The sequence below is a fragment of the Microbacterium sp. OR21 genome, from assembly GCF_047306785.1.
Taxonomy (GTDB): domain Bacteria; phylum Actinomycetota; class Actinomycetes; order Actinomycetales; family Microbacteriaceae; genus Microbacterium; species Microbacterium esteraromaticum_E.
On sequence record NZ_JAZEXJ010000001.1, the window covers coordinates 557,392 to 571,992 of the forward strand.

Genomic DNA, 14,601 nt, shown 5'->3' on the forward strand with positions numbered 1-14,601 from the left:
TTCTGCAGGAGGTGTGCCGTGGGGATGATGTTGCCGAACGAGCTCGTATGGATCATGGAGAAGCTCGGATTCGAATGGCCCGACATCGATGAGGACGAGGTGCGCAAGGGTGCGGTGCTCGTGCGCAACTTCGGCGACGACCTCGAGGGCATCGTGCAGGCCGTCGACCGTCAGATGAACAGCGAGCTCACCGCCTCGCTCATGGGGCGGACGGGTCCCGCGACGATGAGCGCCTGGAACACGAACCGCTCGCAGAACCTGCAGAAGCTGATCGACCTGATGCCGCCGGCCGCCGTCGCGATGGATGTCGGCGCCGCAGCCATCCTCGCGCTGAAGATGAAGGTCATCGTCGACGTCACGACGACGATGGTCGCGCTCGTCGCCATGCTCACCAACCCCATCTCGGCGGTGGGCGCGGGCCCGATGCTCATCATCAAGAAGAAGCTGCTGAACGCCGCGGTCGACATCGCCGTCGAGCAGCTGCTGAACCAGCTGGCTCCGGCGGTCATCGAGCCGATGGCGCAGCAGCTGCCGGCAGTGATCGACGCCATCCTCGATGCGCCCCTGGTGGAGGCCTCCGTCGGCGATTCGGACGAGTTCCAGGCAGACCTGAACGCCCTCGAGGAGGCGCAGTCCACCATGAAGGTGCACGGGTCCGACATCCAGACCCTCACCACCACCTTCTTCGCTGAGTTCTCGGCCCTCGACTTCGGAGGCGACGACTGATGAGCGCGCTCAAGCCGATCTTCCGCGAGCTGCGACAGGCCGTGCTCGACGGGTTCGCGCACTCCCGCGACAAGCTGCACCAGCTCACCGACAACCTCACCGACCACTTCGACACCGTCGTGCGGGAGGTGCGCGGCATCGACAAGTTCGACCCGCCCGGTGGTCACGGAGGCGGCGGTGGCGGCAACGGGCCGTCGTACTCCCACGGTGTCCGCTTCTTCGGCGAGGACCAGCTGAAGTACTACACGGGCGACAACGCGACCCTCGGTCGTCCTGGCAGTGCGGTCTTCATGATGCCGTCGGAGGATGCGGTGAACGTCTCGAGCCCGATCGACGCCGCGATCGAGAGCGGCATGGCGCCGAACGTCACCGAGGCGGCCATGAACGGCAAGCCGATCTTCGGCGCCATGATCCCCGTCGACCACCTGCCGCAGAGACTGCCGACGTCGGAGGACGCCGGTGGCTTCCTGCATTATCTGCCCGGCGGACACACGGCTGTCAACATCAATGGCGTGCATTACCCCAACGCCACGCGCGAGTTCGTGGTCGACGGCGGCACGCCGCTTCCTCAGGGCACTGTCGTCTTCCAGCTGGGCGAGGGCGGCGTGTGGGATATTCTCGGTATCTATGGTTGAGCCGAGTGGGTCCGAGCCCCTGCTGATCGACGCTCTCGCCGCCAAAGCGGCCGCGGGCGGGCAGGCCGAGCACGATGCTCTGATCAACGGCTTCCTCGAGACCGTGGTGGTGGTTCCGAGTGGCAGCGATCCTGCCAAGGGACCGCTGCAGCCCGTGCTCATCGACGTCGACGGCGTATCTCACATGCTGGTCTGCGACTCGCTCGTCGCGGTGCGGGTCGCCACGGATCTCGCCCAGTACGCCGTCTCGATGAAGGGCATCGACGTCGTTCGCGGCGTCGCTCCCGGTCACGCACTTCTCGTGCGGACCCCGACGACGGGCTTCGCGATCGACGAGGCACTGCTGAACGAGATCCGATCGCGATGACGGCGAGCGGTCGCTATCCCGGCTCGTGCGAGGTGTGCTCGGGCTATTGGGCCACCTACGCCCCGGCAGCGAAGCCGATCGCGATCGGCGAGAGCATGGAGTACATGGCCGAGGTGCGGCGCTGCCGATTCTGCGGCGCGTACTGGGAGGTCGGCGCATTCAGCTTCCCCCAAGTGATCTCCCATGACCACGCTCGCAAGGAGCTGCCCGATCTGGACGCCCTCGAGGCGGCGCTGGGAATCGACTTTCCTGATCCGCCGGAGATCCCGGCGGCCTGATCGGCCTCGCCGGGCCGCACAGTCGGCCGCTGGCGTCGGCCTGCTCGACGCGGAAAGAGGGATGGCGTGACAGACGAGACGCTGAGCCGGGCGATCATCGACTACCTCGGCAGGGGGCGTTCGCCCTTTCCGAAGGCCGACGAGGGCGCTGTCGTCGCATCGGCGGGCGGTGACGCCGCCGACGTGCTGGTGCGCGTGCGGGCAGCCGTCGCCGAGATGATGGCGATCGAGGTCGACTGGTCTGCGACCACTCTCGCCGAAGGCGGCCGAAAGGCGCAGGCCGTGATGGCAGCCAGGCACCCCGAACTCGGTGACGATGCGCTCGCCGCGCTGTACTGGGCGTTCACCTACAACTGGCGCTGAGGCGGTCGAAGCTCAGCATGATCCCCGCAGCCGCCTGGCGGGGACTCTTCGCCAAAACCGAATGGTCATCATCGTGAATGATCGCTTTTCTTGCAGAGTGGAGACGGGCATCCTGTAGGAATGAGCACCCCTGCGCCCGCCTACGAAGCATCCATCGACGAACTCGCCGCACTCGGCGATGACGCCGTCGCCCTCGTCAAGAAGTGGCTCGTCGAGAGCCGCGACGTGCCGACGGACGCGGCAGGCCAGCGCCTGGCCGGCGTGCTGCGCGACCCGAAGGGCCTCGACTTCACCGTCGGCTTCGTCGACGGCGTGGTGCGCCCCGAAGACCTCAAGGTCGCCGCAGCAAAGCTCAAGGAGCTCGTGCCGCTGACCCCCGGCTTCCTGCCCGCGCCGATGCGCGGAGCGATCGGCCTCGGCGGCTTCGCCGCCGGCATCGTGCCCGGCGTCGTCGTGCCGTCGGCCCGCGCCGTGCTGCGTCAGATGGTGCGTCACCTCATCGTCGACGCGCGTGATGAGAAGCTGGGCGCCGCGATCAAGCACATCCGCGAGTCGCAGGGCGTGAAGCTCAACATCAACCTGCTCGGCGAGGCGATCCTCGGTCAGGAGGAAGCCAAGCGCCGCCTCGAGGGCACCCGTCGCCTGCTCGAGCGCGATGACGTCGACTACGTCTCGATCAAGGTCTCCTCGACCGTCGCGCCGCACAGCCCGTGGGCGTTCGACGAGGCCGTAGCCGACGCCGCCGAGGCCCTGCTGCCGCTGTACCGGATCGCCGAGCGCGGATCGAAGTTCATCAACCTCGACATGGAGGAGTACAAGGACCTCGACCTCACCATCGCGGTCTTCACCAGCATCCTCGACCGCCCCGAGTTCAAGAACCTCGAGGCGGGCATCGTGCTGCAGGCATACCTGCCCGACGCCCTCTCGGCGATGATGCGCCTGCAGGAGTGGGCCGCCGCCCGCGTCGCCTCGGGCGGTGCGCCGATCAAGGTGCGCGTCGTCAAGGGCGCCAACCTGCCGATGGAGACGGTCGACGCCGAGACCCACGGCTGGCCGCTCGCGACCTGGTCGAGCAAGCAGGAGTCCGACTCGTCGTACAAGGCGGTGCTCGAGTACTCGCTGCGGCCCGAGCACGTCGGCAACGTGCGCATCGGCGTCGCCGGACACAACCTGTTCGACATCGCTCTGGCCTGGCTGCTCGCGAAGAAGCGCGGCGTCACCGAGGGCATCGAGTTCGAGATGCTGCTCGGCATGGCCACCGCCCAGGCCGAGGTCGTCAAGCGCACCGTCGGCTCGCTGCTGCTCTACACCCCGGTCGTGCACCCCGACGAGTTCGACGTGGCGATCGCCTACCTGATCCGCCGCCTCGAAGAGGGTGCGTCGCACGAGAACTTCATGTCGGCGGTGTTCGACCTCGACACCGACCCGGCGCTGTTCGAGCGCGAGAAGCAGCGCTTCCTGGCATCCATCCAGACGATCCCGGCCGAGGTGCCTGCGGCGAACCGCACCCAGGATCGCCGGCTGCCCGCCGAGCCGGCGCCGCGTGACGGCTTCGCGAACACCCCCGACACCGACCCCTCGCTGGCCGGCAACCGCGCCTGGGCCGACGGGATCCGCTCGAGGATGGTCGCCTCGACCCTCGGCGACGACACCGTCGCCGCCAACACCCTCAGCACGGCGGAGCAGCTCTCCGAGCGCATCGCCACGGCCGTGGCATCCGGTGAGGCCTGGCGCGCGCTCGGCGCCGCCGGCCGCGCCGAGATCCTGCACCGCGCGGGCGACATCCTGGAAGCCCGCCGTGCCGAGCTGCTCGAGGTCATGGGGTCCGAGGCCGGCAAGGTCATCGAGCAGGGCGACCCCGAGGTCTCGGAGGCGATCGACTTCGCGCACTACTACGCCGAGAGCGCCAAGAAGCTCTCCGACGTCGACGGTGCGGTCATGCAGCCCGTCGGGCTCACGGTCGTCACCCCGCCGTGGAACTTCCCGGTCGCGATCCCCGCCGGCTCCACCCTGTCGGCTCTCGCCACCGGCTCGCCGGTGATCATCAAGCCCGCCCGCCAGGCGCGCCGTTCGGGCGCGGTCATGGTCGAGGCGCTGTGGGAGGCCGGCGTGCCTCGCGACGTGCTGCAGTACGTGCAGCTCGAGGGCCGCTCGCTGGGCGAGCAGCTGGTCAGCGACCCGGCTGTCGGCCGGGTCATCCTCACCGGCGGGTTCGAGACCGCCGAGCTGTTCCGCGGTTTCCGCGCCGACCTGCCACTGCTCGCCGAGACCAGCGGCAAGAACGCGATCATCGTCACCCCCTCGGCCGACCTCGATCTCGCCGCGAAGGACGTCGCGTACTCGGCCTTCGGTCACGCCGGTCAGAAGTGCTCGGCCGCGTCGCTCGTCGTGCTCGTCGGCTCGGTCGCGAAGTCGGAGCGCTTCCGCCGCCAGCTGGTCGACGCCGTGCGCGCCTACCAGGTCGGCGCCCCGGAGGACGGCTCGAACCGCATCGGACCGCTGATCGGGCCGGCAGAGGGCAAGCTGCTCGGCGCCCTGACCGAGCTGCACCCGGGCCAGTCGTGGATGCTCGAGCCCGAGAAGCTCGACGAGGTCGGTCGGCTGTGGAGCCCCGGCATCCGCGACGGCGTGCAGCGCGGCAGCGAGTTCCACAAGGTCGAGTACTTCGGCCCCGTCCTCGGCGTGATGACCGCCGAGTCGCTGACCGAGGCGATCGACATCGTCAACGACATCGACTACGGCCTCACCAGCGGCATCCACTCCCTCGACGTCGACGAGGTGCAGCAGTGGCTCGCGAACATCCAGGCCGGAAACGTCTACGTCAACCGCGGCACCACCGGCGCCATCGTGCAGCGCCAGCCGTTCGGCGGCTGGAAGAAGGCCGCCGTCGGCGCCGGATCCAAGGCCGGCGGCCCGAACTACCTCGTCGGACTCTCGGACTGGACGGATGCCCCGGTGCAGACCAGCACCTCGCTCGACGCCCTCGCGTCGTCGGCCGTCGCCCTGGTCGAGGGTGCGGAGGCCGAGTGGCTGCGCGGCGCGCTGGCCACCGACATCGACGCCCTCGCGGCCGAGTTCGGCGTGGTGCGCGATGCCACGGGCCTGGTCACCGAGCAGAACGCGCTGCGCTACCAGGCGCTGCCCGTCACGATCCGTCACGAGGGGGCACACGTCGCCGAGCTGCTGCGCGTCGCCGCCGCAGGCGTGCGCCTGCGCGCCCGGGTGACGGTGAGCACGTCGGTCGCTCTGCCCGCACCCGTGGTGACCTGGCTCGGCTCGCACGACGTCGTCGTGGTGACCGAGGGCGCTCAGGCGTGGGCCGGCCACGCGCGCCGCCTGGCCGCTGCGGGCGGTCGCGTGCGTCTGATCGGCGCTCCTGTGATCGAGACCGCCGCTGCCGTCGACGGCTCGCCCAGCCTAGCGATCTACGCGAACCCGGTCGTCGCCGCGGGGCGGGTGGAGATGCTGACCTTCCTGCGCGAGCAGGCCGTGTCGATCACCGCGCACCGCTTCGGCACGCCGCACCGCTACGACATCCCGCTGCTCGAGCCCGTGCGCTGAGTCCCTCGCGCCGGCTGGTCCCGAATGGCCGCCTCTCGGCGTATGAGGCGGCCATTCGGGCCCACCCGAGGGCGCTCAGCTCGGGGATCAGCGGTGCAGCGAGAACTCCAGCGTCGTCCCCGCCGTCCCGGCGGTGTCGATGGTGAGCCGGATGCCGTCGCCGCGGCGGGCGAGTGCGACGCGGGCGGCGTCGGCTCCCTTCACGCGGGTGACCGCGGTCTGGGCGACATCGATCACCAGTGTCGTGGCGCTGTGCGTCGGGTCGCTCACCGACATGCGCACCATGCCGGGCGTGATGCGGGCGATCACACAGGCAGCACGGTCGGCGGTGAGAGCGCCGACTGCGCCCGCCTTCCAGAACGCGGCGGCGGTCACGTGGCCGGAGTGCTGGATCGCCTGAGCCACCTCGTCGTTGCGCAGCACGCGGAAGCGACCGGAGCGGGCGGCTGCTGCAGTCGTCTCGGCGTCGGCACCCGGATGCACGGCGTAGGCGTATCCGCCGTGTGCCTGCCCTCCCACGCCGTGCGACAGGCTCAGAGTGCCGTACCACCGGCGGCGCAGCACCTCGGTGCCGGCCGCGGCGTTGGTGCTGTTGCGGCGCCAGGTGCCCTCGCGCTCGTCGACCCCGGCGAGGAGATCGACCGGACCGTCGAGAAGCACGTAGCCGCCGACGCCCTCCAGATGCGCCCACCGTGCCCCGGACACGGTCTGCGGCGTGGTCACGGCAGCGCCGTCGACGACCAGTCGGCGCGCCGAGGTGCCCAGGTTGCGATGCTCGATCGTCGTGCGCACCTCGCCGTCGCTCGCGGTGGAGATGTCCGAGCCCAGCGCGACATAGGCATCCGGAAGCGTGAACCACACCTTGCGCGCGACCAGACCCGTCCCTCCCGGAGCGACCAGGTGCATGGCGGCGAGCGCGGTGTCTTCGAAGGTGACACCGCCGGTCCACTCGTTGGCCGGTGTGCGCTCGCCCCACTCGCCCTCCGGGTTGCGTGGCAGCGGGGTGAGGTCGACCGTGGTGCCCGGAGGGGACGCGAGGTCGGAGGTCGACCAGAACTCGTCGTCGAAGTGATCCTCATCGCCGCGCAGGTACAGATAGGTCATTCCCTGGCTGGTCTTCACGCCCTCGAAGTTCTCGGCTTCGGTGCCCTCGTGCCACGCGATCCGGTTCGAGCACATCGCGACGGCGAGGGCCCACGAGCCGTCGGCGGCACGGTGCACGAGCCGGTCCATCGCCGGGAACAGCCGGGGGCCGGTCGGGTCCGCGACGGCCACCGCATCCGAGTTCAGCAGTTCGGTGACCAGCGACAGGCGCACGATGCTCGTGGTCGTGGTGATGTTCGCCGCGGAGTTGCTCTCGATCCACTGCCGGCAGAGCCCGCGCCAGCGTGCCGCGGTCGCAGCGTCGGCGGACTGGGCGAGGCGCAGCGTGTGCTCGATGAGGTCGTTTCCGTTGCTGATGCTGCGCTCGGCATACCGGGCGACCGCTCGCCCGCGCACGGCGTCCATCATCTGGCCGCGGAACATCAGCGGCGCGAACGAGCTCTCCACGAATCCGCTGACGTTGGACCGGCTGGGGTCGGTGACGTCGAACGGGGTGCCGGCGAGCAGGGCGAAGAGCTTCGCCAGCCCGCCCAGCAGCACCAGCCCGTAGGTGCCGGTGTAGCCGATCGTGGAGTGCTGCACGAACGAGCCGTCCCGGAAGAACCCGTTGCCCTCGGTGATGTACTGCCAGGTGTCGCTCAGCGCGGCCACCGCGGCGCGCAGCAGGTCGGGATCGGGCTGTGCGATCGCCCGCACGATGATCGCCTGGCAGATGTCGACGCGGTTCGCGCCGTCGGACTCCTGCGGCCCCGTCGGATGAAGCTGCATGCGTGGGTCGCGACCAGGGATGAAGTGGTCGATGGATGCGCAGTACGCGTCGATCTCGGCCTGCTCGAGCTCGTCGTGCAGCAGCGACATCGTGTTCGCCAGGGGTTGGGCGGCACCGATGTTCCACGACCACCAGTTGCCCCACCACTGCGTGTCGGGGTTGTAGACCCGCTCGTGCATGTGGGCGAGTCCGCGCAGCGCGGCGTCGAGCACGACGGCCGATCCCTCGTGCTTCGAACCAGGGGTCGACCAGGAGACGGCGAGACTCTGGATGCCCGAGTAGTTCATGCGCATGGCGTTGGACTTCGCGATCTCGGTGGCGCCGATCGACCAGTCCTGATCCGAGAAGTAGCGGGTGGCGGTCGGGCTGATCTTCGCGAGCAGGGCGTCGGTGCCCCGATCCTGTCGGGCGATCGCCGAGGCGAAGGTGGCGGGAGAGCCGCTGATGATGCCGCGGCCGGTCAGCGTCTCGACCCAACGGATGCGCAGCGCCTCGATCTCGGGAACGCCGACGCTCAGCGGCTTCAGCGACGCCGATGCCGTCAGCGGACGGCCGGCATCCCACAGCACAGCTGAGGCCAGCGCGAAGCCGCCCAGCTGCAGGACATTGCGGCGAGAGGGGGTGAACATGCGAACTCCTTCGGTCGTTGGCAGCGACGTTAGGAGTCGCGATGAAGAGGAATCAATGGTGATTGCGCATCTTCACGGCGCCGTGAATCAGACCAGCGGGAGAGCGTCGTCGTAGGCCGAGCGCGACAGTGCCGGTTGGTCGCCGAACACCCTCGTCATCCCGGGTTCGGTGCGCCAGGCCGGCCATCCCGGATCCGTGTTCTTCACGAACGCGACGGCGGCGGCGTGCATCTCATCGGCGAGCCGCTGCGGCGGGGCCCCGCCCGCGATGCGCGCGACATGCGGGTCGTCGAGGCAGTCGAACCAGAACGGCACGTCGAGGCAGTGGTACGACCAGCCGTTCGTCGGCGACGCCCAGGCGAAGCGATAGGTCCAGGTGCGGGCATCCCGCCGCGTCTCGGCCACCCGCACGACGAGCGAGCGGAACACGCGATCGGTGACGAAGCGGCCCAGCGCCGCACCGGCTCCGCGCCGGCCGCGATTAGCGCGGCGCCAGCGGCGGCGCAGCGCATGGGTCTTCTCGACGATCAGCAGCGCGAGCGGCACCGGCACCCACCGCAGGAAGCGCGGGGCGCTGTCGAAGACCATCGTGAACTCGTCGTCGGTCGCGCCGAGCAGCAGCGGCTTGTCGGCGCCGACGCCGGCGGCGTACGACTCGACCGTCCCGCGGGCGATCAGGTCGCCGTCGATCACCGGTCCCCACGGCAGTCCGTCGGCGAGGGTGGCGGTGGTCGCGGCGAGGCCGGTCCTGCCGAGCAGGGATGCCTCGTACTGGCGCCTGGTGAGCTCGCGTTCCTTCACGCCGCGGAAACCCTGCAGGGTCGGCTGGCATCCGACCATCGACGCCAGCCGCTCACTGCGCCGCCGAGCGAGCTCGCGGGGCAGGTCGCCGAGTGCGCCGCTGATCGAGAAGCCCGCGCGGAACAGGTGCTGCGCCCCGGGCATCCCGATCAGCGTGAGCACGGCCCCGCCGCCGGCGGACTGCCCGGCGATCGTCACGCGCGACGGGTCGCCGCCGAAGCCGGCGACGCTGCGCTGCACCCACTCGAGAGCGGCGATCCAGTCGCGCACCCCGCGGTTGTCGGGCGCGCCGTCGATGACACCGAAGCCGTCGAAGCCGAGGCGGTACGAGATCGCCACCACGACGACGCCGTCGCGGACGAACGCGCGACCGTCGTACCAGGGGCTGGCAGACGATCCCGACGAGTAGCCTCCGCCGTGGATCCACACGAGCACCGGGCGGGAGCCGGTGAGCGACGGGGTGAAGACGTTGAGGTTCAGTGTCGCCGTGCCGGGGATGCTCGGCTCGGGGATGATCGCATTCGGCTCCTCGCGGCGCTGCGGCGTCGCACCGTACTGGGTGGCATCCAGCGGCTCGGTCCACGGGGTGACCGGCTGCGGCGGCAGGAAGCGCCGACGGCCGGTGGGCGGTGCCGCGTACGGGATGCCGAGGAACGCGAGCGACCCGTCGGGGCGCCGGATGCCCCGCACCGGCCCCTCCGCTGTCTGTGCCGTCTCTGCCTGCGACTCGTGCTCCACGGCATCAGCGTATCGACCGGCGCCTGGTCCAGCGGTCACCGCCGCGTTCTTCAACGCCGGACAGGACTGCACAGCAGCGACCCGCGTGATCGCTCACGCATCGGTGCACGACGAGCTGGTGCGTGCACTGGTCGAGCGCACGCGCACGCACGCCCGCACCGGTGGGCCGCGCGAGGAGGGCGTGCTGTTCGGCCCGCTCTCGAGCGCTGCGCAGCTCGCCCAGGTGCAGGGCTTCATCGACCGGCTGCCGGCTCACGCGACGATCGAGACCGGCGGTCGACGGCAGGGCGAGAAGGGCTGGTTCTTCGAGCCGACCATCGTCTCAGGCACGCGGCAGGACGACGAGGCCGTGCAGAACGAGATCTTCGGCCCGGTGCTCACCGTGCAGTCGTTCGACACTGACGACGAGGCGCTCGAGATGGCGAACGGCGTCCGCTACGCGCTCGCCGCCTCGGTCTTCACCCGCGACCACACCCGCGCGATGCGCTTCACCCGCGACCTCGACTTCGGATGCGTGTGGGTGAACACGCACATCCCCTTCATCTCGGACATGCCGCACGGGGGCTTCAAGCACTCCGGCTACGGCAAGGACCTCTCGCAGTACGGGTTCGACGACTACACGCGCATCAAGCACGTGATGACCGCCCTCGACTGATTCAGGAGAGACGCTTCACGTGGCGCCGCTCGTGCAGCACGAGACCCGGGCGGGTGTCGACCTTGTGCGCGCCGTCGGATGCCCAGCGGTGTCGTTCGTAGAACCGCGCCGCCCGTTCGTTGCCCTCGAGCACCCAGAGGTACGCCGTCTCGTGGCCGTCGGCGCGCAGCGCCTGCTCCACGGCGGTGAGCAGCGCGTGCCCGACGCCGGTCGACCAGGCGTCCGGATGCGCGTAGATGCCCCACAGCTCACCCGACCCGGACGCATGCTCGTCCCGAGCGGCGCCGTAGCTCGCCCATCCGGCGATCGCGCTGTCGTGCTCGGCGACGATCGTCTGCGAGGCGCGCGGGGTCTCGGTCAGCAGTCGCGCCCACCCGGCCTCGCGCTCGGCGATCGACAGGCGGTCGAGCACCGCCTGGGGCATCAGCCCGAGGTAGGCCTGCTGCCAGGAGCGCACGTGCACGACGGCGAGGTCGTGCGCGTCGTCGACCGTCGCAGGGCGGATCAGCATCCATCCATCCTGTCAGCCGACACCCCCGAACCGACGCACCGCGAGGGGTGGGTGGGGTCAGCCGGCGGCGCGACGGGCCTCCCAGCCGGTGCGCACCATCTCGTCGACCGTGTAGCGCATCCGCCAGTCCAGGTCGCGGGCCGCCAGCTCTCCGGTGGCGACGATGCGGTCGGGATCGCCGGGGCGACGAGGGCCGACGGCGGGCTCGAACTCGATGCCGGTGACGCGCACCATGGCATCCATGATCTGCTTCACGCTGAGGCCGTCGCCCGAGCCGAGGTTGTACGCCGGCTCGATCGTGTCGCCGTTCGCCAGCCGCTGGGCGGCCACGACGTGCGCCGCGGCGATGTCGCCGACGTGCACGTAGTCGCGCACATTGGTGCCGTCGGGGGTGCTGTAGTCGTCGCCGAAGATCGCGGGGGTGCGCCCGTCGAGCAGCGCCTCGAACACGATCGGGAACAGGTTGTGCGGGCTCACGTCGTAGACGCCGGGATCGGCCGATCCGACGACGTTGAAGTAGCGCAGCGAGGTGTGCCGGAGGGGCGTCGCGGATGCCGCGGTCGCGATCGCCTGATCGCGCAGCAGCCACTCGCCGATCAGCTTCGACTCGCCGTACGGGCTCGCGGGGCGCTTCGGGGTGTCTTCGACGACGAGGTCGACGTCGGGTGTGCCGAACACCGCGGCGCTCGACGAGAACACGATGTTCGCAACCCCGGCGGCGGCCATGGCCTCAAGGATCACCCGGGTGCCCTCGACGTTCTGCGCGTAGGTGTGCAGCGGGCGCTCGACCGAGACGCCGGCGTACTTGAACCCGGCCACGTGGATGACACCCTGCACCGCGTGCTCGCGCAGCGCGCGCTCGACGAGGTCGCGGTCGAGGATGCTGCCCTCGACCAGGGCGACGCCCTCGGGAACGAACGACGGGCGTCCGCTGGAGAGGTCGTCGAGCACGACCGGCGTGAGGCCGGCTGTCGACAGAGCGCGCACGACGTGCGATCCGATGTAGCCGGCACCGCCGGTGACGAGCCAGGACATGGGTCTCCTTTCGGGTCCCGCGGGCGCGGGCCGGGTCGAGGATGTGCTCAACATTCGGTCAGGCGTCGCGGTGCGGACCGTCCGCCGGGTGCACCGTGAACACGTGCGGCGCCGCGAAACCGGCATCCGCGAACGCCCGCGTCACGGCATCCGCGATCTGCGCGACGGCCTCGCGCTCGACCAGCGCGATCGCCGCGCCGCCGAAGCCGCCGCCGGTCATGCGCGCGCCGACGGCGCCCTGGGCCAGCGCCGTCTCGACCGCGAGGTCGAGCTCGGCGACCGAGATCTCGAAGTCGTCGCGCATCGAGGCGTGCGAGGCGACCAGCAGCTCGCCGATCGCACGCGGCCCGTCTGCGGCGAGCACGCGCACCGTGTCGAGCACTCGCTGGTTCTCGGTGATCACGTGGCGCACCCGCCGGAACGTGACGTCGTCCATCAGCTCCGCGGCGCGCGCCAGATCGGAGGCGTCGGCGTCGCGCAACGAGCCGAAGCCGAGCAGTGCGGCGCCTCGTTCGCAGGCGTCGCGACGCTCGCGGTACCCGCCGGTGGAGTGCGAGTGCTTCACCTGCGTGTCGATGATCAGCACCTCGAGGCCCTCTGCGGTGAAGCCCGTGGGCACCGATTCGGTGGCGAGCGTGCGGCAGTCGATGAAGGTCGCCGCATCCGGGCGGCCGAGCATCGAGGCCATCTGATCCATGATCCCGGTGGGGGCCCCGACCGCCTCGTTCTCGGCACGACGGCCGACCTGCGCCAGGGTCACCCGGTCGAGCCCGAGATCCCACAGGTCGTCGAGAGCGGATGCCACGGCTCCCTCGATCGCGGCGGACGACGACAGCCCGGCGCCGACCGGCACGTCGGAGGCGATCGCGATGTCGACGCCGCGGCTCGGAGCCGCGGCGCCCGCCAGCCCGATCGCCCACGCCACGCCGAGTGCGTACGCCGACCACTCCGGCACCCCGGGCTCGGCGCCCGAGGGCGTCGGGAAGAGCGTCCCGAGATCGGCCAGCGCGACCTCCACCGGCTCGTCGGCGAAGGTCGAGGCGATCCTGATGCGGTCGTCGTCGCGCAGCCCCGCCGCGGCGAAGGTGCGCTGAGGGATCGCGAACGGCAGCACGAAGCCCTCGTTGTAGTCGGTGTGCTCGCCGATGAGGTTCACCCGCCCGGGGGCGGACCAGACGCCCTCCGGTGCGCTGCCGGTGAGTTCGACGAACAGCGTGCGGGCGGCGTCAAGAGCGCTCATGCGGTGACCTCAGGTACGGATTCGATGGCGGTGCGGAGGCGCTCGGCGGCCACCTCGGGAAGGATCTCGGCGGTCCATGCGCCCATCGCCGCCTCGGAGCCGGCGAGGAACTTCAGCTTGTCCTCCGCGCGGCGCGGGCTGGTCAGCTCGAGTCGCATGCGCACCGTGTCGCGACCGGTCTGCACGGGGGCCTGGTGCCAGGCGGCGATGTACGGCGTGGGCGTGGAGTAGAGGGCATCCACCCCGCGCAGCAGACGGAGGTAGAGCGGCGCGAGCTCGTCGCGCTCGGCGTCGGTCAGCGCGGCGAAGTCGGGCGCGTGACGGTGCGGCATCAGCTGCACCTCGAGCGGCCAGCGGGCGGCGAACGGCACGAAGGCCGTCCAGTGCTCGCCCTGCAGCACGACCCGGTCGGAGTCTCGCTCGGACTCGAGCACCCTGGCCATCAGGTCGGGCGCGGTGCGGTCGATGCTGTCGAGCAGCCGCTGGGTGCGCGGGGTCACGTAGGGGTAGGAATAGATCTGGCCGTGCGGGTGGGGCAGGGTCACGCCGATCGCCTCGCCGCGGTTCTCGAACGGGAAGACCTGCTGGATGCCCGGCAGCGCCGACAGCGCCGCGGTGCGGTCGGCCCACGCCTCGATCACCGTGCGTGCGCGGGTGACGCTCTGCGTGCCGAAGGAGCCCTCGTGGTCGGGGCTGAAGCAGACGACCTCGCAGCGGCCGATGCTCGTGCGGGTGCGACCGATTCCGAGCACGGAGAGATCATCCAGCCCGCGGGTGGGGTTCTTCGCGGCCGGCACGCCGCCGACGGCCTCGTTCAGGGCAGGGCCGAACGCGGGGGAGCGGTTCTCGAACACCGCGACGTCGTAGCGGGCCGGCACCTCGGACGGGTTGGCCGGCGTCTGCGGGGCCAGCGGGTCGGCGTCGGCGCCGGGCATCATGACCCGGTTCTGGCGCTTGGTGGCGAAGGTGATCCAGTCGCCGGTGAGGATGTCCTGACGCATAGTGGCGGTGTCGGGACGCGCGTCGAGCGTACGGGCGTCGACGGCGCGCTCGGCGCTCAGCGTCGTGCCGGGGTCGTCGTAATAGAACAGCTCGCGGCCGTCGGCCAGGCGGGTGCTGCGCTTGACGACACCCGCGCCGAGCTCGTCGATCCGCGACTCCGGAGATTCTGCTGTGTTCACGTCAACAC

Annotated in this window: 12 protein-coding genes and 1 pseudogene; 7 read left to right on the forward strand and 6 right to left on the reverse strand. The window is 70.5% G+C overall.

Features of this window, described 5'->3' with window-relative positions; translation table 11 throughout:
* The first annotated feature begins 24 nt into the window (after positions 1 to 24).
* The 6 genes from V2S04_RS02625 to V2S04_RS02650 all read left to right on the forward strand — a co-directional run bounded on the left by V2S04_RS02625 (position 25) and on the right by V2S04_RS02650 (position 5,930).
* Positions 25 to 726, forward strand: a complete 702-nt coding sequence (locus V2S04_RS02625) for a hypothetical protein (protein WP_110555113.1) — start codon at positions 25 to 27, stop codon at positions 724 to 726.
* Positions 726 to 1,361, forward strand: coding sequence for a hypothetical protein (locus V2S04_RS02630; RefSeq protein ID WP_413636963.1), 636 nt, complete (start codon positions 726 to 728; stop codon positions 1,359 to 1,361). The genes V2S04_RS02625 and V2S04_RS02630 overlap by 1 nt, the downstream gene beginning before the upstream one ends.
* Positions 1,354 to 1,728, forward strand: a complete 375-nt coding sequence (locus V2S04_RS02635; RefSeq protein WP_413636964.1) for a hypothetical protein — start codon at positions 1,354 to 1,356, stop codon at positions 1,726 to 1,728. The genes V2S04_RS02630 and V2S04_RS02635 overlap by 8 nt, the downstream gene beginning before the upstream one ends.
* Entirely contained in the window at positions 1,725 to 2,006 is a 282-nt protein-coding gene (locus V2S04_RS02640) for a hypothetical protein (RefSeq protein ID WP_413636965.1), read from the forward strand. Before V2S04_RS02635 ends, V2S04_RS02640 begins: the two co-directional genes overlap by 4 nt.
* A 66-nt stretch (positions 2,007 to 2,072) precedes the next feature.
* A complete protein-coding gene (locus tag V2S04_RS02645) occupies positions 2,073 to 2,369 on the forward strand; it encodes a hypothetical protein (protein WP_413636966.1) in 297 nt (98 codons plus the stop codon).
* 120 nt (positions 2,370 to 2,489) lie between these two features.
* Complete coding sequence (locus V2S04_RS02650; RefSeq protein WP_413636967.1) at positions 2,490 to 5,930, forward strand: bifunctional proline dehydrogenase/L-glutamate gamma-semialdehyde dehydrogenase; 3,441 nt, start codon at positions 2,490 to 2,492, stop codon at positions 5,928 to 5,930.
* An 87-nt stretch (positions 5,931 to 6,017) separates the two neighbouring features.
* On the opposite strand, the gene V2S04_RS02655 is transcribed toward V2S04_RS02650, so the two are convergent.
* Both V2S04_RS02655 and V2S04_RS02660 read right to left on the reverse strand, forming a co-directional pair.
* Positions 6,018 to 8,432 carry a polysaccharide lyase 8 family protein gene (locus V2S04_RS02655; protein WP_413636968.1) on the reverse strand — a complete coding sequence of 805 codons (2,415 nt, stop codon included), beginning with the start codon at positions 8,430 to 8,432 and terminating at the stop codon, positions 6,018 to 6,020.
* A gap of 87 nt (positions 8,433 to 8,519) precedes the next feature.
* The gene (locus V2S04_RS02660) at positions 8,520 to 9,971 is read right to left on the reverse strand and encodes a carboxylesterase/lipase family protein (RefSeq protein WP_413636969.1); all 1,452 of its coding nucleotides are present in this window, start codon (positions 9,969 to 9,971) and stop codon (positions 8,520 to 8,522) included.
* Between the two features lie 34 nt (positions 9,972 to 10,005).
* Here V2S04_RS02660 and V2S04_RS02665 point away from each other — a divergent pair.
* Positions 10,006 to 10,626 (forward strand): annotated as a pseudogene (locus tag V2S04_RS02665) (aldehyde dehydrogenase family protein); the annotation flags it as partial.
* Position 10,627: 1 nt separating this feature from the next.
* Here V2S04_RS02665 and V2S04_RS02670 read toward each other — a convergent pair.
* The 4 genes from V2S04_RS02670 to galT are packed head-to-tail and all read right to left on the reverse strand — an operon-like array spanning position 10,628 to position 14,593.
* Positions 10,628 to 11,137 (reverse strand): N-acetyltransferase family protein, encoded by a 510-nt coding sequence (locus V2S04_RS02670; RefSeq protein ID WP_413636970.1) that lies wholly within the window; start codon positions 11,135 to 11,137, stop codon positions 10,628 to 10,630.
* 57 nt (positions 11,138 to 11,194) lie between these two features.
* Complete coding sequence (gene galE, locus V2S04_RS02675) at positions 11,195 to 12,172, reverse strand: UDP-glucose 4-epimerase GalE (protein WP_340086053.1); 978 nt, start codon at positions 12,170 to 12,172, stop codon at positions 11,195 to 11,197.
* A gap of 58 nt (positions 12,173 to 12,230) precedes the next feature.
* Positions 12,231 to 13,412, reverse strand: a complete 1,182-nt coding sequence (gene galK, locus V2S04_RS02680) for a galactokinase (RefSeq protein WP_413636971.1) — start codon at positions 13,410 to 13,412, stop codon at positions 12,231 to 12,233.
* Positions 13,409 to 14,593: a galactose-1-phosphate uridylyltransferase gene (gene galT / locus V2S04_RS02685; RefSeq protein WP_413636972.1), complete on the reverse strand. Its 1,185-nt coding sequence runs from the start codon at positions 14,591 to 14,593 to the stop codon at positions 13,409 to 13,411. Before galT ends, galK begins: the two co-directional genes overlap by 4 nt.
* Between the last annotated feature and the right edge of the window lie 8 nt (positions 14,594 to 14,601).

Coding starts and splice junctions, on each gene's coding strand:
- V2S04_RS02640 (WP_413636965.1), top strand. CDS start 1,725: ATGACGGCGAGCGGTCGCTATCCCGGCTCGTGCGAGGTGTGCTCGGGC.
- V2S04_RS02650 (WP_413636967.1), top strand. CDS start 2,490: ATGAGCACCCCTGCGCCCGCCTACGAAGCATCCATCGACGAACTCGCC.
- V2S04_RS02670 (WP_413636970.1), bottom strand. CDS start 11,137: ATGCTGATCCGCCCTGCGACGGTCGACGACGCGCACGACCTCGCCGTC.
- galE (WP_340086053.1), bottom strand. CDS start 12,172: ATGTCCTGGCTCGTCACCGGCGGTGCCGGCTACATCGGATCGCACGTC.
- V2S04_RS02655 (WP_413636968.1), bottom strand. CDS start 8,432: ATGTTCACCCCCTCTCGCCGCAATGTCCTGCAGCTGGGCGGCTTCGCG.
- galK (WP_413636971.1), bottom strand. CDS start 13,412: ATGAGCGCTCTTGACGCCGCCCGCACGCTGTTCGTCGAACTCACCGGC.
- V2S04_RS02630 (WP_413636963.1), top strand. CDS start 726: ATGAGCGCGCTCAAGCCGATCTTCCGCGAGCTGCGACAGGCCGTGCTC.
- V2S04_RS02635 (WP_413636964.1), top strand. CDS start 1,354: ATGGTTGAGCCGAGTGGGTCCGAGCCCCTGCTGATCGACGCTCTCGCC.
- V2S04_RS02625 (WP_110555113.1), top strand. CDS start 25: ATGATGTTGCCGAACGAGCTCGTATGGATCATGGAGAAGCTCGGATTC.